We start from the raw sequence: 16,851 nt of genomic DNA, 5'->3' as shown, positions 1-16,851 counted from the left end.
GAGGGCAGGAGGGCGCCGTAGAGGAAGCCCAGGACCAGCATGGCCGGGATGGCCCAGGTCAGGCGCTTCTGGATCGCGTAGAGGATGGACCACATGGTCGTGCTCCTCCCTGGCAGCAGGCGAATGGAAGGCGGCGCAGGCGGAGGACGGGCGGCGGGCGGCCGGTCAGGAGGCCGGCTCCGCCTCCTCCGCCAGCTCGTGGAGCCACTGGGTCATGAGCTCGTTGGCCAGCGGCATCGGCGACTCCATGAAGCTGACCACGAAGCGGTCCGGCAGCTCCACGACCCCGATGGAGCGGGGGCGCAGCGCCGGGGCCAGGGCCATGGGCAGGCGCCGGCCGACGCAGAAGATGACGTTCTTCGCATCCTCGATCTCGTCGGCGATCTCGCCGTCGGGCAGGCTCTGGGTGTGGGCGTAGTGGTCGAAGGTGGCGATGTAGGCGGCGCGCTCATCACGGTCGATGCGGCTGCGCAGGCCGGCGACGATATCGTCGGCGTTGCTCGGCCCCCGGCCGCCCTTGGGCAGCTCCAGGCTGCGCACCGGATAGGTGTCCTGGAGCCAGGTCCTTGCTAGATCGCTCATGTCTGATCCTCCTCGTGGTGCGACCGGCACCTGCGGGGGCTGCCCGGGCCTCGCCCGCTCCCAGGGCGTCCGCCTGCAGCCCTGTATGTGCCGGCCAATTGAATGATATTCAACGAATCAATAGAGTGTGGTAGAGGGCGTGCGCTGTCAACCCGGCCGGCGAGGCCATGAGCTGGCCGTCGGCTGTTGCCAAGCGCGCCTGACGAGGGCAGTCTCGGTGGTGTCGCAGAGACGGCGGGGCGCTTGCCCGGCGAGCAGCAGGCGGGTGGCGGTCCGGATCGCGGGTTGAATAGAGGAGGTTTGCACCCATGAGCAGGATGATGATCGGCCTGGCCCTCACGCTCTCCCTGGCGCTGGCTGCCGGGGGTGCGCTGGCGAATGGCCATGATCACCAGCACTACGAAGGCGAGGAGCCGGAGGGTCTCGCAGAGGCGCTGACGTTGCTCGCCGAGCGCCAGGAGCGGCTCGAGGAGCTTTTGGCGGCGGATGCGCTCGCGGATGAGGCGTTCCACGAGATCCACGAGATGAGCTATACGCTGGAGAACGCCGTCGAGCGGATCCAGGGCGACGTGGACCGGATGGCGGAGCACGTCGAGGCGATCCACCTCGGCTCCGAGCGCCTCGACGAGGACGCGATCCGGGAGCACGCGGGGGAGCTGGAGGCGCTCCTGCGCGAGCTCCGGTCCGAGTAGCGTACCGATCCCCCGGGGTGCGCGTGCGGCCCGGGCCGGCCGCAGCGCATCATCGGGGCTAGCGGCGCTCGCTCCGGCGGGAGCGGCTAGAGCCCGCACACCCCGCCGCAGCAGCCGCCGGCCGGCTCCGGCTCGGAGCGGCTCGCGCTGCTGATGTAGCCGGCCCCTGAGATCAGGCGCTCCACGGGCGCGTCCTCGGGCGTCTCGCCGGGGTCATGGCCGGCGAGGCGGCAAAGCTCTCCCCAGGTGCGAACGCACTCGTCCATGCCGTGGCGCACCTCCAGCGTGACCCCGTTGCTCGGGCAGCGGTAGTCGTACGTGGGCATAACTCCTCCTCTTGATGCGCATGTGGGGGTGGCCTGCTATTGCACCGGCAGCCCCTCGGCCTTCCACTCCGGGAAGCCCTGCTCCAAGCGGTACGCCTGCCGGCCCTGCGCCCGCAGCCGCCGGACGGCCTCGACGGACAGGGCGCAGTAGGGGCCGCGGCAATAGGCGACGATCTCCTGCTCGGCGGGCAGCTCATCGAGGCGTGCCTCAAGCTCCTCGGCCGGGATGTTGATCGCGCCCGGCAGATGCCCCGCTGCGAACTCCTCCGGCGGCCGGACGTCGATGAGGGTGACCATGCCGGCGCGCAGGCGCTCGAGCAGCTCGGTCGAGTCGATGGCGTCGAGGGCGTCGCTGTCGTGGAAGTACTGCTCGGTCATCCGCTGCACCTCAGTGAGGTTGCGCTCCGCTACCTCGCGCAGCATGCCGAGTAGGGCCGTGACCTGCTCATCGGCGAGCGTGTAGTAGACACGTGTTCCCTCCTTGCGCGCCGAGATCAGCCCCATGCGCCGCAGCTGCTGGAGGTGCTGGGAGACGCTGGCCAGTGGGATGCCGGTCAGGCGGGCGAGCTCATCCACGTTGCGCTCGCGCTGGGCCAGCAGCTCCAGGAGCTCCAGGCGGTAGGCATGCCCCAGGGCCTTGCCGATCCCGGCGAGTTGCTCCAGCAGGCGGCGTTGATTGACGAGCTCAGCCATGGCGATCGCTCCAGCTTTTGCGGGTCATGGACGCGGGGGCCGCTGCGCGGCTCAGGCCTTCATCTTTCGCTGCAGGTCGTGGAGGGCGTTGCGGATGCTTGTCTCCAGGACCGGATGGTAGTAAGGCAGGTCGAGCATGCGCTCGACGGTCATGCCGCTATCGACGGCCCAGGCCAGGAGATGGCCCAGGTGCTCGGCACGTGGACCCAGCACCTCGGCGCCCAAAAAGGCGCCGTCGGAGGGTCGGCCGTAGAGGCGCATGACCCCGTGGTTCTCGCCCATGACGATGGCGCGGGGCTGGGCAGCGTAGTCGAGCTCACCGACGGCGTGATCGGTGTCGGGCAGGTCCGCGTAGCGCGCCCCAACCAGGGCCATCTGGGGCTCGGTGAAGACGATGCTCATCGGCGGATGGCGGCGCCCGCGCTCGACGCTCGGGTAGCGGCCCGCGTTGGTGCCGGCGATCTCGCCCTCGTCGAAGGCGTCGGGCATGACCGGGTGCTCGTTGTTGGCGTCGCCGGCAATGAAGATCGGCTGATCGCCGCACTGCATGGTGTAGGGGTCGAAGAGCGGCACGCCGTTGTCATCTAGCCTCAGCCCTGTGGCCTCGAGGCTGAGGCCGTCCACATTGGGGCGGCGGCCGGTGGCGGCGAGCAGGTACGCAAAGCGTTCTTCCACTTCGGTTCCGCTCTTGTCGCGGAAACGGACCACGACCTCATCGCCCTCGCGGTGCAAGGACTCAACCTGTGCATCGGTATCCAGGGCCAGCTCGTCGCCGAAGATCTCCTCGGCGGCATCCTTGACGCGCGGATCGGTCAGCGGTCCGAGGAAGCCGCCGATCCCGAAGATTCGAACGCGGACACCCAGCCGGTGGAGGGCTTGGCCGAGTTCCATGCCGATCACCCCGGGACCGAAGACCACCACGGATTCGGGCAGGTCGCGCCACTCGAAGAGATCGTCGTTGACCACGGCCCGGTCGCCGAGGTCCTTGAACATCGGCAGCACGTTGGGACGGGAGCCGGTGGCGATCACGGTGCGCCCGGCCCGGATCCGCCGCCCGTCGTCGAGCCGCAGGGTCTGCGCGTCCTCGAACCGGGCGTAGCCATGGATCCGCCGCTCGGCCGGGATCTTCTCGGTGTTGCCGACGACCCCGCTGACGAACCGATCCCGCAGGTTCCGGACCCGTTCCATCACCTCGGCGCCGTTGATCTCGACTGAGCCGGCGTGGACGCCGAAGCTATCGGCATGGTGCGCCGTGTGGGCGGCGTCGGCGGCGGCGATGAGCAGCTTGCTGGGCATGCATCCGACGCTGGCGCAGGTGGTCCCGTACGCTCCGCCCTCGATCAGGAGCACACGATCGGTATGGGCGGCGGCGGCCCGGTAGGCGCGCAGTCCGGCGCTACCCGCCCCGATGATGGCGACGTCGGTCTCGAGATCGGTCATTGCAGGCCTCCTCGGCTCTAAAGATGCATGCAAAGAAATCCATTTAATTGTAGAAAATAGGCGCGCGGGCCGTTCGTGTCAAACACCGCCCCGGCGCCCGTGTGATGTGACGGTGAGGGCGTTTGGGTAGAACGACAGCTGGGCAGGTCCGGCCCGAGTCGTGGGGCACCAAGGGCGTTATAGTGGTGTTTTAATACGGACGGTACAGGTAGGGACGGGATGCGCACGCAACGACTGGACTTCCCCGGCGCTCAGGGGCACACGCTCTCGGCAAGGCTCGACGAGCCGGAGGGGGCGCCGCGGGCCCATGCCCTGTTCGCCCACTGCTTCACCTGCGGCAAGGACATCAAGGCGGCCTCGTGGCTGGCGGGCGCGCTGGCCGAGCAGGGGATCGCGACCCTGCGCTTCGACTTTACTGGGCTCGGTGGCAGTGAGGGGGTGTTCGGCCATGCCGGTTTCCGCTCCGATGTGGCCGACGTGCTCGCGGCGGCGCAATTCATGCGCGATGCCGGGCGGCCGGTGAGGATCCTGGTCGGCCACAGCCTCGGGGGCGCGGCGGCGATCGCCGCGGCCGGCGACATCCCGGAATGCCGGGCCGTGTGCTCGATCGCCGCGCCGTTCGAGGCCGATCATGTGCTCGAGCACCTCGGGGAGAAGCGCGCCCAGATCGAGGCCGCCGGTGAGGCCGAGGTGACGCTCGGGGGGCGCCCGTTCCGGGTCGGGCGATCGTTCATCGAGGAGACCGTCGGGCACGATCAGGCGAGCCGGATTGCGGATCTGCGCCGACCGCTGCTGGTCATGCACGCCCCTCTCGACGAGGTGGTGCCCGTCGATCACGCGCGGCGGATTTTCGAGACCGCGAAGCACCCGAAGAGCTATATCTCCCTTGATGATGCCGACCATCTTCTGACCCGAGCCGCGGACGCCCGGTACGCCGCCACCGTCATCGCCGCCTGGGCGGCGCGCTACATCACCGAGCCCGGATGAGGCCCGGCCAGCGGAGCACCCGTTTCAGGGCTTCGTGACCACGATGAGGAGGAACTCGCCATGAGCCATGAGGAGGAGGCGCCGCCGCAGCAAGCCAAGGGTGAGGAGGGCTCAGGGGCGGATCGATACCTGATCGATCCCCGCAAGTTCCGCGACCCGGCGTTCACGGCCGATGGCCAGCCCCGCGCCTCGGTCCGCCTGCAGCGCCTGGAGACGCTCTGGTTCTGCACCGGGACCCTGTGCAACCTCGCCTGCCGCAACTGCTACATCGAGTCCTCCCCGCGCAATGATGCCCTGGTCTACCTCAGCGCCAGTGAGGTGGCCGGATACCTGGACGAGATCGCGCGCGAGGGCCTCGGCACCCGGACCATCGCCTTCACCGGCGGGGAGCCGTTCATGAATCCGGACATGATCCCCATCCTGGAGGATACGCTCGGTCGCGGCTACGAGGCGCTGGTGCTGACCAACGCCATGAGGCCGATGATGAAGGTCCATGAGCGCCTGCAGACGATCGGGGAGCGCTACGGGCAGCAGCTGACGGTGCGCGTATCCGTCGATCACTATCGGCAGGATCTGCACGAGGCCGAGCGCGGGCCGAGATCGTGGGAGCCCATGGTCCGCGGCCTGCGGTGGCTCTCGGAGAGCGGCTTCCGGGTGGATGTGGCCGGCCGGCAGACCTCCGGGGAGGCGGAAGCGACCCTGCGCGAGGGCTACCAGGCCCTGTTCGACGCCCATGGGATCACGCTCGATGCCCACGACCCCGAGCGCCTGGTGCTGTTCCCGGAGATGGATGCCAGCCGGGATGCCCCGGAGATCTCGGAGGGCTGCTGGGAGAAGGTCGGGCGTAGTCCCGACGAGATGATGTGCGCGAGCTCCCGCATGGTGATCAAGCGCAAGGGGGCATCGCAGCCGGTGGTGGTGCCGTGCACGCTACTGCCTTACGAGCCGGCCTTCGAGCTCGGCTCCAGCCTGGTGGGGAGCTTCACCGAGGTGCCGCTCAACCATCCCCATTGTGCTCAGTTCTGCGTTCTCGGGGGTGCCAGCTGCAGTGGCTGACGGAGACGCCTCCCAGGCTGCCGGCCAGTCGAAGCGCCGGGGTCGCCTACGGCCCCGGCCCCTCCCCGCCAGGATACGGTCGCTGGCGGCAATCGACCCTATGGATGGGAGCCGTACCTCGGGGTGAACCGTGCTCAGCCTTGCTCGCGCGGGGGATGGCGGCACGGCCCGGCTCTATCGGGACAGGTACCGCTTGATATTCCAGGGGTTACGCCGCTCGACCCATCGGGGCAGGAGGAGCAGGATGCCCAAGGCCGCCACGGTGCCCGCGATGAACCAGGCCGGATCGACGCGCACGATGGCGCCCAGGCTGGTGTAGACCAGGGTCATCGGCAGCATGCCCACGCCCGTGGCCAGCAGGAAAGGGCCCAGGCGCATAGCGGTCAGGCCTGCCGCGTAGCTCAGCAAGGCGAAGGAGACGACCGGGATGAGGCGCGAGACCAGGACGGCCAGGAACATCGCGCGGTCTCCGCAGTCCCTGCAAAGCGGGTAGGGGATGGGTCGGCCCAGCCGGGTCGCGCGCAGCCCCTCCCCCAGCCACCGGGCCAGCCCGAAGGCGACGGCCGCGCCTGCCAGCGCGCCGGCTACGGCGATAGCCGCGCCCAGCAGGGGGCCGAAGAGCAGCCCGGAGGCCACGGTTATGGGGATGGTTGGCAACGGGAGCACGACCACGGCGGTCATCATGGCCATGAGGAGCAAGGCGCTCTGCAGCGGCTGTGCCGCCAACTGCTCGGCAAGTCCGGAGGGCTGCCAGCCCACGGCCGCACCGACCTGCCAAGTCCAGCCCCCGAGGATGGCTAGGCCGAGCAGTAGCCCCAGAAGCGCGAGTCCGGTACGCCACGGATCGGATGCCATGGATCGAGTATCGCCCGGATCGACTCTGCGCACCATGGCAGATCGCCTTTGGGCGAGGGGCTGAACGGTCCAGCTTGCAGCGCTGCGGGCGGTCGTACGGCCGAGCCGGATCGATGCTAGGCTCGCGGTATGGATCGAGAGACGGCTGCGGGGGATGACCAGGAAAGGGGCGGCCGGCCCGAAGCGGGTCTTGGCGGGCCGGGGGGGACCGACTGCTCCATCGTCGTTCCGGTCGGCCCCGGGGATGAGCCGCGTATCGCGGAGCTCGCGTGGCTGACGGAAGCCGCGCTCGAGGCCGAGGTGATCCTGTCGGTGACGGACCTTGGGCGGGTCCCGCCCGGGGCTCCGGGCCGGGTGGTCGAGTCCGGCGCCGGCCGGGCGGTGCAGAGCAATCGCGGCGCCCGGGCGGCGCGCGGCGCCTGGCTCTGGTTCATGCACGTGGACAGCCATCCCGCGGCTGGGGCCCTGGAGCGGGTGCGCGCCTTGATCGGCGGGGGCGATGCGCTGGGCTACGGCTGGCTCCGGTTCCGGGAGGATGGGCCCTGGCCGGTCCATCTCAATGCCGTGGGCGCCAACCTCCGCTCCCGGGTCCTCGGGCTCCCCTACGGGGATCAGGGGCTCCTGCTGCCGCATGAGCGCTTCAGGGCCCTGGGTGGGTTCCGCGAGGACATCGAGCGCGGTGAGGATCTCGACCTGGTCATCCGGGCCCGCCGGGCCGGGCTGCCGTGCCGGCCCATCGGCTGTGTCGTCCACACCAGCGCGCGCCGCTACCGCCAGCGCGGCTGGCTCCGCACCACGGCCGGCCATGCCGCCTCGGCCGCGCGGATCGCCTGGCGCTCCTGGCGCGAGCGACCCTACACCCGATGACGGCGATCGCCCTCTTCGTCAAGACGCCCGGCTGCTCGGCGGTCAAGACGCGCCTGGCCGCCGGCCTGGGCCGCCTGGAGGCCGAGCGGCTCTATCTTCGTTGTGCCGGGGCGGTGGCCGAGGCGGCCCAGAGTGCGGCTCTGGGCCCGGTCTACTGGGCCCTCGCCGAGCCCGTCGCCGTCGCCGGGGGCTTTTGGCCCGGCCTGCCCGCCCTGGCGCAGGGTGAGGGGGAGCTCGGTGAGCGCATGGGTCGGGTCCACGACACCCTGGTCCGCAAGCACGGCCGCGGTATCCTGCTCGGGGCCGATGCGCCGCAGGTCTCGCCGGAGGATCTCGCCCGCGCTGCATCGTGGCTCGAGGCGGAGGACGCCCGTATCGTGATCGGCCCGGCCCGCGACGGCGGGTTCTGGCTGTTCGGGAGCAACCGGACACTACCCGGGCAGCGATGGCGGGCGGTACCCTACAGCCACCCCCGCACGCTGGCCGTGTTCCGGGAGGTCATGGCGGAGCAGGGGAGCTGGCTGACCCTGCGCCCCCTGACCGATCTCGACGAGGCCGCGGATCTTGTCAGCGTCGCACGCGAGTTGGGTGGACTGGACAGCCCGACCCCCGCGCAGAGCGCTCTCGCCGAGGTGCTTGCGGCCGCGGCGGCATCAGGCCTGGAGCCCTAGGCCGGCCGCCACGCTCGCTGCCACGCACCACAGGAAGACCCATAATCCGGAGACCCGGCCGGGTTTGAAATGCCGATTCAGTTGTGCTCATCTAGGCCCTGTGACGTGCAGCCAGCAAAGGGAGGTCATCGATGTTCGGATGCATGGTGAACGCGCAGCGAAATCACGTCCGTGAGGTCAATCGGCGCACCGACGAGGTTCGTGAGGACGAGGGCGCCGTGGAGGAGCAGCGTGCCGCGGAGCAGGCCGAGGCCCAGCGGGACGAGGCGGCCGGCGAGCCGCGTTCCGCGGGGTAGGCGATCCGCGTGAAGCCCACGGCCGGGCGGCAGCGCGCCGCCCGGCCGTGGGGGTGACAGCTTGTCTGTCCCTAACCCGCCATTGCCCGTCCACGCACCCTGACGCGGGCCATTCTGTGGAGGTCCGGGTGTCTCGCAAATCGCCGCAGCTCTTCCACGACGGGCTCATCGAGCGGGCAACCCCGCCCGAACTCCATGATATGAACCGCTTTCTGGCCGGCGTGCGCGACCGCTCGCTGCTGGATACCTTCCGCCGTCTGGCCTCGGACCGCGAGCCGGAGCACCAGGCCCTGGAGCGCCAGGCTCGCTGGGCATTGATTGCGGTCCCCCTGTTGTTGCTGGGCGTGACCCTGGCTGCCTGGCTGGCGCCACCCGGTGTGCCCCTGCTCGCCTGGGGCGTGTTGGCCCTGGGCGTGCTGGCCGGTGGTCTGATCTTTGCCGCGTGGACCCTGGGTCGGGGGCAGGAGCTGCGTCGGTTGGAGGCAGAGCGTGACGAGCTGGCCGATCGTGCCCAGGATCTGCTCGGGGTGCGCGAGGCGTGTCTCCACAGCCGGCCGTGTCGCATCTACCGCGAACGGGTGGTCGAGCAGGGGCGTCCCCTGCGTCGGCGCGAGGCGGCGCTGTTGGTCGATTACGCCGATCGGCAGAGTGGCGGGGCGCTGACTGCGAGCGCACGCGCCCAGGCCGAGCGGGTGGATGAGCATAAGGCCGAGCGCCCCAGTGACCCGCTGGAGGCTTACGGCCGTTTTCGGGAGGCCCTGGAGCAGTGGCAGGAGCGCTACGGGACCCTGTCCGAAGACACCAGCCAACTGGTCGAGCAGCTGCGACAGCAGCTCGAGGTGGACAGCCACCGCGATACCCTCTGGTACCAGCGCCTGCAGGAGCGCAAGGCGGAAAAGGCCGACGGCGAGCATCGGCTTGGTTCTGGCGGCGGCGATCAGGGCCCACGGGTGGCGCGGCGCTGATCGCCTCTTGGCCCGGCGTTGCCGGGGTGCCGTACAGGGCGTCTAAAAGGTGCCAAAAATCGAACCCACCGTGATGAGGAAGACCAGCGCGATCAGGGGAACCAGCATCGCCACTACGGCGATGTCTAGGTAGGCCTGGCGGTGGGTCAGTCCGCAGATGGAGAGCAGCGTAATCACCGCGCCGTTGTGGGGCAGGGCGTCGAGCCCTCCGGTGGCCACTGCGGTGACGCGGTGCATCAGCTCCGGTGAGATCCCCGCCGCCTGGCCCATGGCCAGATAGCTGTCACCGAGTGTGGCCAGCGCGATGCTCATTCCGCCGGAGGCGGAGCCGGTCATGCCGGCGAGGACGTTGACGGCGACGGCCAGTGAGATCAGCGGGTTGTCGCCGCCGATGGCGGTCACCCAGCCGCTGATCGTCTCGAAGGCGGCCAGTGAGGCGATGACCGTGCCGAAGCCCACCAGGCTGGCGGTATTGAAGATGGGCAGCAGCGAGGCGTTAGGCGAGATAGATCAGCAGCACCAGCGCGATCAGGATGGCCGCGATTTCGATCATCAGCGGGTGCCCTCGATGCGGGGTTCCTCCTCGGGGTGTACCGGCCGAAAGGCGTCGGCGAAGAGCTCGTCCAGGTCGAAGGTCGAGCGCACGCCCAGGTCATCGAAGTGTTGGTCCAGCCAGGCATCCGCCCAGCCGTAGCCCTGATCACGCAGGCGCGTGAGGAAGGGCCACTCGGCATTGAGCTTGCTTGAGGCACTCAGCGCTTCGACCTCGTGCTCGGCGTGGATCAGGTGCAGGCGCATGGCGCGGTAGCGCTCGAGCTGGAGATCCTCGGCCTCGATCAACTGGTGAAGCAGATGAATCGAGCGCAGCTCCTTGATCAGCGCCGAGTTAAAGGTGATCTCGTTGATCCGGTTGAGCACCTCCCGGGCGGTAGTGGGCAGCTGCTGGCGGGCCATGGGGTTGATCTGCACAACGATCAGGTCCTGGCAGCTCGGGTCATCGACCAGCGGGTAGAGGGCGGGGTTGCCGCTGTAGCCGCCATCCCAGTACGCCTCGCCGTCGATGGTGACGGCGTTAAACATGAAGGGCAGGCAGGCCGAGGCCATCACCGCATCCGCCGACAGGTGCGGCTGGCGGAAGATGTGGGCCCGACCGGTGCGCACGTGGGTGGCGGTGACGTACACCTTGACCTTGCGGCAGGCGTTGACCTGGTCGAAATCGACCTGAGTGGCGATCAGGTCGCGCAGCGGGTTGATCCCGAAGGGATTGAGCTGGGCCGGGTGGAGGAGCTGGGTGAGGTTTTCAAAGAACAGGTAGCCTGGGGAGTAGTCTAGGCTGTAGTTGCCGAGGAGACGGTCCCAGGGGCTGCGCTGGATCGGTGAGAAACGGGCAGCCTCGCTCACCGACGACCAGAATCGGTGTAGCCCCGCTCGGGCCTGTTCACGGCCGCCGCGCTGCAGCCCGTCGGCGACGACCGCGGCGTTCATGGCTCCGGCGCTGGTCCCGCTGATGCTGTCGATCTCTAGGCGCTCATCTTCGAGGATGCGCTCAAGCACGCCCCAGGTCAGCGCGCCGTGGGCGCCGCCGCCCTGAAGCGCCAGGTCGATGCGTTTCGGGGTCTGCGTGGCCATGGGACCCTCCCTGATCAAGTCCACGGCCTTCAGTATGGACGCTGTGTCGCGCGCTTTCCGCCCGGACGCCCGGGCCCCGGTGCTATTCCCTGCCGCTCTCCGGCGTCTGGGCCCATGGTGGCCGGGGCCAATGCTCCCACTGCCGGGTCAGCTGGCGGGCCACCTCCTGGGAGACCGCCTCGAGGAACTGCTGCTGGAAGGCCAGGGCCGACTCCGCCGAGCCGGCCATCAACTCCTGGGCCTCCTGCGGGGTCAGGTCCACTTCGATGGTTACCTTCATGGTCCACCTCCGGTTTGCGGGATGCGGGTGTTCTCAGCCGGCCCCGGGGCGCCGCGGCCGGCGGACGGGCGGCAGCATTGGTACGGGTCCGGGTATCCGCGTAGCCTGGCGGAGGAGCCACTCGGCCGGTCCCATGCGGAACATCCGCAGCCATAGGGGGGCTGCGATCAGCAGGATCCCCCAAAGGCCGAGAACCACCAGCAGTTGAGCCGGGCGGTCGACCTCGCCGTAGAGCCCCAGTCCGTGGCCGTAGAAGATCAGGGTACACAGCAGGGACTGCAGCAGGTAACTGCTCAGGGCCGTTCGCCCAACGGCGGTGATCGGCCCGTGCAGGAAGCCAAGCCAGCCACGCTGGCAGGCCAGGATGATCAGCGCGGCCCAACCGGCGGCGATCAGGGGTACGGCCAACTGGTTAAGCTGGGTGCTGAAGAAGAAGCCGCTGAGCAGCTCCCAGTCGCGCCACTCGCGGTAGGCGATCCCGAGGATGCTCAGCGGCACACCGATCCCCAGGCCGTATCGTGCGATGCGTGCATAGGCCTGCTGGCTCCAGGCGCCGGTCAGGAACCCGCTCCTGTAGGCCGCCATGCCGATCAGCATGCAGCCGAGGGTCAGCCAGCCAAGGCGCGCTGGGGTGCCGATCAGATAGCGGGTGAAGGCTTCGGGCAGGCGCTGCTCCATCTGGGTCAGCCACCCGCCCTGGTAGGCCTCGATGGCCGCGGTGATCTCCTCGTGGACCGACGGCGAAGCAGAGGCCAGCTTGATGAACCCGGCGGTGGGCAGCAGGGTCAGCCCCCAGCCGGCGGCCATGGTCAGGAGTATGGGCAGGGTATAGAGGGTGACGCCCCAGGCCATGAGCGCGCGGGGTGTGCGATCGATGAACAGGAAAGCGAGCAGGCCCATGACGGCGTAGATGAGCAGGATATCGCCCATCCACAGAAGGATCCCATGGGCCAGCCCGATGGCAGCCAGGGCGAGCATGCGCCGGCGGTGGACGATCCACGGGTTGATGCCGGCGGCGCGGTGGCGCTCGGCGAGCAAAACGGTGCCGGCGCCGAACAGGGCGGCGAACAGGGCGATGAACTTGCCTTCAAAGAAGACGTGGCCGACAGCCCAGACGGCGTAATCCCAACCCTCGAAGCCGCCAAGCAGGGTCGGACTCAGCAGCCCGGCCACCGGCATGGCGAAGAGCTGGATGTTGATGACCAGGATGCCCAGCACCGCCGCCCCACGGACGGTGTCGAGACTTTCCAGGCGTTGTCCGGTGCCCATAGGCCCTTGCGGTATGCCCCCCGGTGGTGCATTGGACCGACAGGATAAAGCATCCATTTGTGTTTGAAATCGGCGTGCTGGCACCTTGTCGGGATGGATCCCGTCACCCATGCGGCCAGTGGCGCCCTGCTCAACCGATTGGTGGCGCCGCGATGCTGCGCTGCGCCGCGTTTCTCCTTGCGCGAACGCACCTGGCTTGGCGCTGTTGCGGGTCTGTTCCCGGATGTGGACTGGTTCCTGGGGCTGGTAATCGCCGACTCGCTGGTCTACTACAACCTCCACCGGGGCGAGACCCACTCGCTGCTGATGCTCCCCCTCTGGGCGATCGTGCTGGGCTGGGTGACGGCGCGTCTGTGGCCCGAGCAGCGGGACTGGCGCGATGGTGCGGTTATCTTCGCCCTGGGCATCGGCATCCATATCTTCGGCGACTGGATCACTAACTACGGGACCCAGCTCCTGGCACCCTTTTCGCGGGAGACCTTTGCCTTCCCGGTGACTTTCATCCTGGATCCTTGGGTCACCGGCTCGCTGCTGCTCGGCCTGCTGCTGACCTGGCGCTACGGCGGGCGTTTGTGGGCGGCGGTCGGGCTTGCCGCTGCCGGTGGGGTGATCGCGGTTCAGTCGGTGGCCAAGGTGCACGCGCTCGAATACGCCCGGGATGAGGCGCGGGAACGGGGCATGCACGGGGCCCGGGTGCACGCCATGGCACAGCCGCTGTCGCCGCTGAACTGGCGGTTGTTCATCGAGGGCGACGACGCCTACTGGTCGGCTCACCTCGGGTTCCGGGCGCAGGAGCGACCGGTGGATGAGGACGCCGGCCTGCTGGCTCGGCACTGGCAGACATTTCGGCCGCCGCATGCGCTGGAGTGGGAGCCTCTGCCGCGTTTCGGCGACGGTGGCTGGCGCGAATTCGCCGAGGTGGCCTGGTGGCGCCCGGAATTTGCCGAGTTCCGGCGCTTCGCCGCGCTGCCGTATCTGCGCAAGGTGGTCGATTACGAGGGCGATGCCTGCGCCATTTTTGCCGACCTGCGCTTTCGGATCGCCCAGGTGCCGCCCCCGTTCCAGTACGCCAGCTGCCGGACGCCGGAGGGGGATTGGTATCGGGCCGATGTGGACTACTGGGAGCGGGCGGTGGAGGAGCTCGAGCCGTTGCTGCGCGAGCGGCGGTAACGCCCCGGGGTCAGCTGCGCACCAGGCGCAGGCAGCGGGCGAATGCCGGGACCGAGAGCGAGTCACGCCGGCCGGCCAGCCAACGTGCCTGGAGTGCCGGGGCATCCAGCTCTTCGGCGATCTGCCAGCCGGCGTCTGTGGCCAGCCGGTGCATGGTCTCCGCCGGCAGCAGGCCGCGCAGGGGTTCCTGCTGCGTGTGCAGTGCCAGCGCTACGCCGTGCAAGAGCATGCGCGGACGCCAGGCCACGTTCTCCGAGGGCAGCCAGTAGTCGGCGATCAATTCGCTACCCGGGGCGGCGACCTCCGCCAGGCCCTGAAGCGTGGTGCCGATGGCCGTCCGGGGCAGGTAGTAGGTGCAGCCCAGCCAATTGGCGAAAAGGGGGGTATCGGGATCGATTCCGGCATCCATGAGGCGCTCAGCCAGGCGATCGCGGGCAAAGTCCACCGCTGCGAAGCGCATCCGGTTGGCCACCTCGGCGGGCAGGAGCGAGCGCTTCCACCACTGCGTGGCGGGCTGGTCCACTTCCAGCAGTTGCGCCTGCGCGAGGATATCCGGGCGGCGGAGGGCGGTGGTGTCCAGCCCGGCGCCGAGTAGCACGATCTGCCGGTGACCTTTCTCCAGGGCGGCGTCCAGGGCGTCCTCGGCGAAGCGCGCCCGCGTGACCGTCTGGCCGCGCAGGGCGGCGAGTTCCGGGTGGGCGCTTTCCAGCGCCCGCCACTGCATGGCCAGCAGCGGGGGGGGTGGCTGGACCAGTCGACGGATCCCGCTGCTGAGTAGGGGGAGGACCGCCCGATCGTCGAAGATCGCCGGGGGATCGTCGAGGCGGGTGTGCCAGACGCGCAGTGCGGCGGCGGTCTCCGCGGTTCGGCTGGTGAAGGGGCGCTGTTCCATGGGGTCAGTCGATCACGTCGAGACGCAGTCGGCCTTCGGTCTGCCAGCGCCGTACCAAGGACTCGGCCGGTTCCCGGCGGTCCGGATCCGCGTACCGGCGCAGCGCTTCGGTCAGCGCTAGCGGCACTGCGGTACCGATGGTGCTGCGCCGTCCGCAGGCGTAAATACGGGCATCCCGGTTAAGCATCCAGTCGACGATTGTCGCTCCCGCCTCGCTGATCCGGTCCTGAACGTAGCCGCCGTCATTGGGATCACGGGAGAACGCCAGATCGAGCCGTGTCAGCACCCCCTGTTCGCGCCATTGAAGCAGGCGCTCGGCGTGAAAGAAATCGCCCTGCCGACGCCGATTGCCGAAGATCAGCCAGATCGGACCGCGATCGGCCCGGGCGGCGCGCTCGGCGATGAAGCCGACGAACGGCGCAATGCCGCAGCCGGCGGCAATCAGGATCATCGGTTGCTGCGGGTCATCCGGCGGCTGCAGGCGGCGGTGGGTGCGCAGTGAGGCGGTGATCGTGTCGCCGAGCTGCAGGCGCCTCGCCAGGAGGCTGGATGCCTTGCCCGGGCGGACGTGCCCGTCGGCGTCGGTGCGGCTGGTCACGGCGACGGTAAGCTCAAGGCGGTGCGGGGCGTCGAGGGGGGTGCTGCCGATGGAGTAGGGGCGGGCCGGCTCGCCCTCGCCAGGACGCACGAGCAGGAGATCTCCGGGCCGGTAAGCCAGCGGGGTATCGCTCTCCAGGGTCAGCCCCCATACCTCCTGGGTGATCGGATCCTCGGGATCGTTGAGCTGCCGGCGTTCGCGCAGGGTCAGATGGACGGGTTGATCGCTTGGGATTGGCCCGGTCGCGCCGGCCTCCACGCCAAGCAATTCGGCCACTTCGCCGAGCCAGATTCGCCAGGTGGCCTCGGGTGCGCCATCGGCGCGGGCCATGGGCAGTACCTCTTCGGCCCCGGCGCGGCGCAGTCCCGCACGCAGGGTTTCTCCGGCGGCGCAGAAGTGTCGGTAGCTGGAGTCCCCCAGGGCAAGCAGGGCGAACCGCGTGCGGGGCAGCTGCGCACGGTCCAGGGCGGCGACGAAGGCCCGCCCTGGGTCTGGCATGTCACCGTCACCGCAGGTCGAGGCGATGAGTAGCGTGTATCGATAGGCCTCAAGCGCCTTGGGGTCCAAGGCCGACAGCGAAGCCTCTTCGATCCGGGCGCCGCCGAGGCGCAGTGCGCGCGCTGTCTCCCGGGCCAGGTGAGCTGCCGTGCCGGTCTGACTGGCGTGGGCGATGAGCAGGTCGGCTCCGGCATCCCCCCGGCGGCGCCCGCCCAGCCGGCGTCGAGTCCAGAGCCAGATGCCCGTGACAAACAGGAATAGCAGCACCAGCGCCGTCAGGAGATTGATCAGTCCCGACCAAGCGCCCGCCCAGGTGCCCTGGTGCAGCTCGGCGATCCACCCCGGGTAGGCGCCGGCCGGGGTGATCCCCTCGGCAGTGACGATCAGCTGCTGCGGCCCGCCATCACCGTCGGTGGTCACCGCCCAGGCCGCCCGCTCGAAGCGTTCCATGGCCTGGATATGGGAGATCTCCGCGGCCTCGAGCTGTTGTAGGACTGGACCAATCGCCAGGCGGCCGGCGTCCCGGTCGATCGGTGGCAGTCGCGGCGTACCCAGTTCCAGGGCCATCATGCCTGCGGTGACGGATACGAGCAGCAGCAGTGGCAGAGTCAGCCAACCAACCCCCGTGTGCCACTGGGTCAGGGTGTGGCGCAGTCGCGGCCAGGCCAGCCACGGTCCGACGATCAGCACCACCAACAGCGCGTAGCTGGCCAGCTCGACCACCCAGTCCAGATCGAGCAGAAGATCCTTGTGCAGGTGGCGCACGGTCTGGAAGAAGGTGGTGGCGTAGTCGCGCTCGCCGAGGGAACTGCGCTGCTCGAGGTCGAAGGCCTCATGCCAGCGCTCACCCGCGCGACTGAATTCGAGCACGGCGGTCCCGCCGCGCTCGAGCCTCAGCGTGCGGATGCGCTGCTGCGGATCCACCTCGGCAAGGAACGCCTGTAGCTCGGACACCGGGATCGGATCCTCCGCCTCGGGCCCCGAGGCCAGATCCCGGACGACGGGTTCAAGCGCCAGCAGACCGCCGCTGACGATGATCACCAGGAACAGGGGCGCAAGGGCGAGGGTGATCCAGCGGTGCAAGC

Annotated in this window: 19 protein-coding genes; 8 read left to right on the top strand and 11 right to left on the bottom strand. The window is 69.3% G+C overall.

Features of this window, described 5'->3' with window-relative positions; genetic code table 11:
• Positions 1 to 165 precede the first annotated feature (165 nt).
• A complete protein-coding gene (locus CCR79_RS01400; protein WP_201167897.1) occupies positions 166 to 582 on the bottom strand; it encodes a DUF6858 family protein in 417 nt (138 codons plus the stop codon).
• Between the two features lie 308 nt (positions 583 to 890).
• Here CCR79_RS01400 and CCR79_RS01395 point away from each other — a divergent pair, with 308 nt between their 5' ends.
• Entirely contained in the window at positions 891 to 1,274 is a 384-nt protein-coding gene (locus CCR79_RS01395) for a DUF6746 family protein (RefSeq protein WP_201167895.1), read from the top strand.
• 86 nt (positions 1,275 to 1,360) lie between these two features.
• On the opposite strand, the gene CCR79_RS01390 is transcribed toward CCR79_RS01395, so the two are convergent.
• Genes CCR79_RS01390 through CCR79_RS01380 form a run of 3 tightly spaced genes read right to left on the bottom strand, consistent with a single transcriptional unit; the run spans position 1,361 to position 3,733 of the window.
• Positions 1,361 to 1,600 carry a zinc ribbon domain-containing protein gene (locus tag CCR79_RS01390; RefSeq protein ID WP_201167892.1) on the bottom strand — a complete coding sequence of 80 codons (240 nt, stop codon included), beginning with the start codon at positions 1,598 to 1,600 and terminating at the stop codon, positions 1,361 to 1,363.
• Between the two features lie 36 nt (positions 1,601 to 1,636).
• The gene (locus CCR79_RS01385; protein WP_201167889.1) at positions 1,637 to 2,293 is read right to left on the bottom strand and encodes an ArsR/SmtB family transcription factor; all 657 of its coding nucleotides are present in this window, start codon (positions 2,291 to 2,293) and stop codon (positions 1,637 to 1,639) included.
• 51 nt (positions 2,294 to 2,344) lie between these two features.
• Positions 2,345 to 3,733 carry a dihydrolipoyl dehydrogenase gene (locus CCR79_RS01380; RefSeq protein WP_201167887.1) on the bottom strand — a complete coding sequence of 463 codons (1,389 nt, stop codon included), beginning with the start codon at positions 3,731 to 3,733 and terminating at the stop codon, positions 2,345 to 2,347.
• Positions 3,734 to 3,952: 219 nt separating this feature from the next.
• Here CCR79_RS01380 and CCR79_RS01375 point away from each other — a divergent pair, with 219 nt between their 5' ends.
• Positions 3,953 to 4,720 (top strand): alpha/beta hydrolase family protein, encoded by a 768-nt coding sequence (locus CCR79_RS01375; protein WP_201167885.1) that lies wholly within the window; start codon positions 3,953 to 3,955, stop codon positions 4,718 to 4,720.
• Positions 4,721 to 4,780: 60 nt separating this feature from the next.
• Positions 4,781 to 5,776 carry a radical SAM protein gene (locus tag CCR79_RS01370; protein WP_201167882.1) on the top strand — a complete coding sequence of 332 codons (996 nt, stop codon included), beginning with the start codon at positions 4,781 to 4,783 and terminating at the stop codon, positions 5,774 to 5,776.
• 174 nt (positions 5,777 to 5,950) lie between these two features.
• Here CCR79_RS01370 and CCR79_RS01365 read toward each other — a convergent pair whose 3' ends face one another.
• A complete protein-coding gene (locus CCR79_RS01365) occupies positions 5,951 to 6,631 on the bottom strand; it encodes a TVP38/TMEM64 family protein (protein WP_201167880.1) in 681 nt (226 codons plus the stop codon).
• 129 nt (positions 6,632 to 6,760) lie between these two features.
• Here CCR79_RS01365 and CCR79_RS01360 point away from each other — a divergent pair, with 129 nt between their 5' ends.
• From CCR79_RS01360 to CCR79_RS01345, 4 genes are all read left to right on the top strand, one after another.
• Positions 6,761 to 7,498, top strand: coding sequence for a hypothetical protein (locus CCR79_RS01360; RefSeq protein WP_201167878.1), 738 nt, complete (start codon positions 6,761 to 6,763; stop codon positions 7,496 to 7,498).
• A complete protein-coding gene (locus tag CCR79_RS01355; protein WP_201167876.1) occupies positions 7,495 to 8,169 on the top strand; it encodes a TIGR04282 family arsenosugar biosynthesis glycosyltransferase in 675 nt (224 codons plus the stop codon). Before CCR79_RS01360 ends, CCR79_RS01355 begins: the two co-directional genes overlap by 4 nt.
• Positions 8,170 to 8,315: 146 nt before the next feature.
• Positions 8,316 to 8,465: a hypothetical protein gene (locus CCR79_RS01350; RefSeq protein WP_207190263.1), complete on the top strand. Its 150-nt coding sequence runs from the start codon at positions 8,316 to 8,318 to the stop codon at positions 8,463 to 8,465.
• Positions 8,466 to 8,593: 128 nt separating this feature from the next.
• On the top strand, positions 8,594 to 9,430 hold the full coding sequence (locus tag CCR79_RS01345; RefSeq protein ID WP_201167872.1) for a hypothetical protein: 837 nt from the start codon (positions 8,594 to 8,596) through the stop codon (positions 9,428 to 9,430).
• 42 nt (positions 9,431 to 9,472) lie between these two features.
• On the opposite strand, the gene CCR79_RS01340 is transcribed toward CCR79_RS01345, so the two are convergent.
• From CCR79_RS01340 to CCR79_RS01325, 4 genes are all read right to left on the bottom strand, one after another.
• Positions 9,473 to 9,889 carry a hypothetical protein gene (locus tag CCR79_RS01340; protein ID WP_242510772.1) on the bottom strand — a complete coding sequence of 139 codons (417 nt, stop codon included), beginning with the start codon at positions 9,887 to 9,889 and terminating at the stop codon, positions 9,473 to 9,475.
• 93 nt (positions 9,890 to 9,982) lie between these two features.
• Positions 9,983 to 11,059 (bottom strand): patatin-like phospholipase family protein, encoded by a 1,077-nt coding sequence (locus CCR79_RS01335; protein ID WP_201167871.1) that lies wholly within the window; start codon positions 11,057 to 11,059, stop codon positions 9,983 to 9,985.
• A gap of 82 nt (positions 11,060 to 11,141) precedes the next feature.
• A complete protein-coding gene (locus CCR79_RS01330; RefSeq protein ID WP_201167869.1) occupies positions 11,142 to 11,339 on the bottom strand; it encodes a hypothetical protein in 198 nt (65 codons plus the stop codon).
• A 33-nt stretch (positions 11,340 to 11,372) separates the two neighbouring features.
• Complete coding sequence (locus tag CCR79_RS01325) at positions 11,373 to 12,608, bottom strand: DUF418 domain-containing protein (RefSeq protein WP_201167867.1); 1,236 nt, start codon at positions 12,606 to 12,608, stop codon at positions 11,373 to 11,375.
• Positions 12,609 to 12,701: 93 nt separating this feature from the next.
• Between CCR79_RS01325 and CCR79_RS01320 the strand changes: the two genes are divergently transcribed.
• The gene (locus tag CCR79_RS01320) at positions 12,702 to 13,778 is read left to right on the top strand and encodes a metal-dependent hydrolase (RefSeq protein ID WP_201167865.1); all 1,077 of its coding nucleotides are present in this window, start codon (positions 12,702 to 12,704) and stop codon (positions 13,776 to 13,778) included.
• Between the two features lie 10 nt (positions 13,779 to 13,788).
• Here CCR79_RS01320 and CCR79_RS01315 read toward each other — a convergent pair whose 3' ends face one another.
• Positions 13,789 to 14,670, bottom strand: coding sequence for a class I SAM-dependent methyltransferase (locus tag CCR79_RS01315; RefSeq protein ID WP_201167862.1), 882 nt, complete (start codon positions 14,668 to 14,670; stop codon positions 13,789 to 13,791).
• Positions 14,671 to 14,674: 4 nt separating this feature from the next.
• A complete protein-coding gene (locus CCR79_RS01310) occupies positions 14,675 to 16,849 on the bottom strand; it encodes a sulfite reductase flavoprotein subunit alpha (protein ID WP_242510771.1) in 2,175 nt (724 codons plus the stop codon).
• Positions 16,850 to 16,851: the final 2 nt, after the last annotated feature.

Source organism: Halorhodospira halophila (assembly GCF_016653405.1).
In the GTDB taxonomy this organism is placed as follows: Bacteria; Pseudomonadota; Gammaproteobacteria; order Nitrococcales; family Halorhodospiraceae; genus Halorhodospira; species Halorhodospira halophila_A.
Note: the sequence above shows the minus strand (reverse complement) of the source record. Positions and strands in the feature narration are given on the sequence as shown.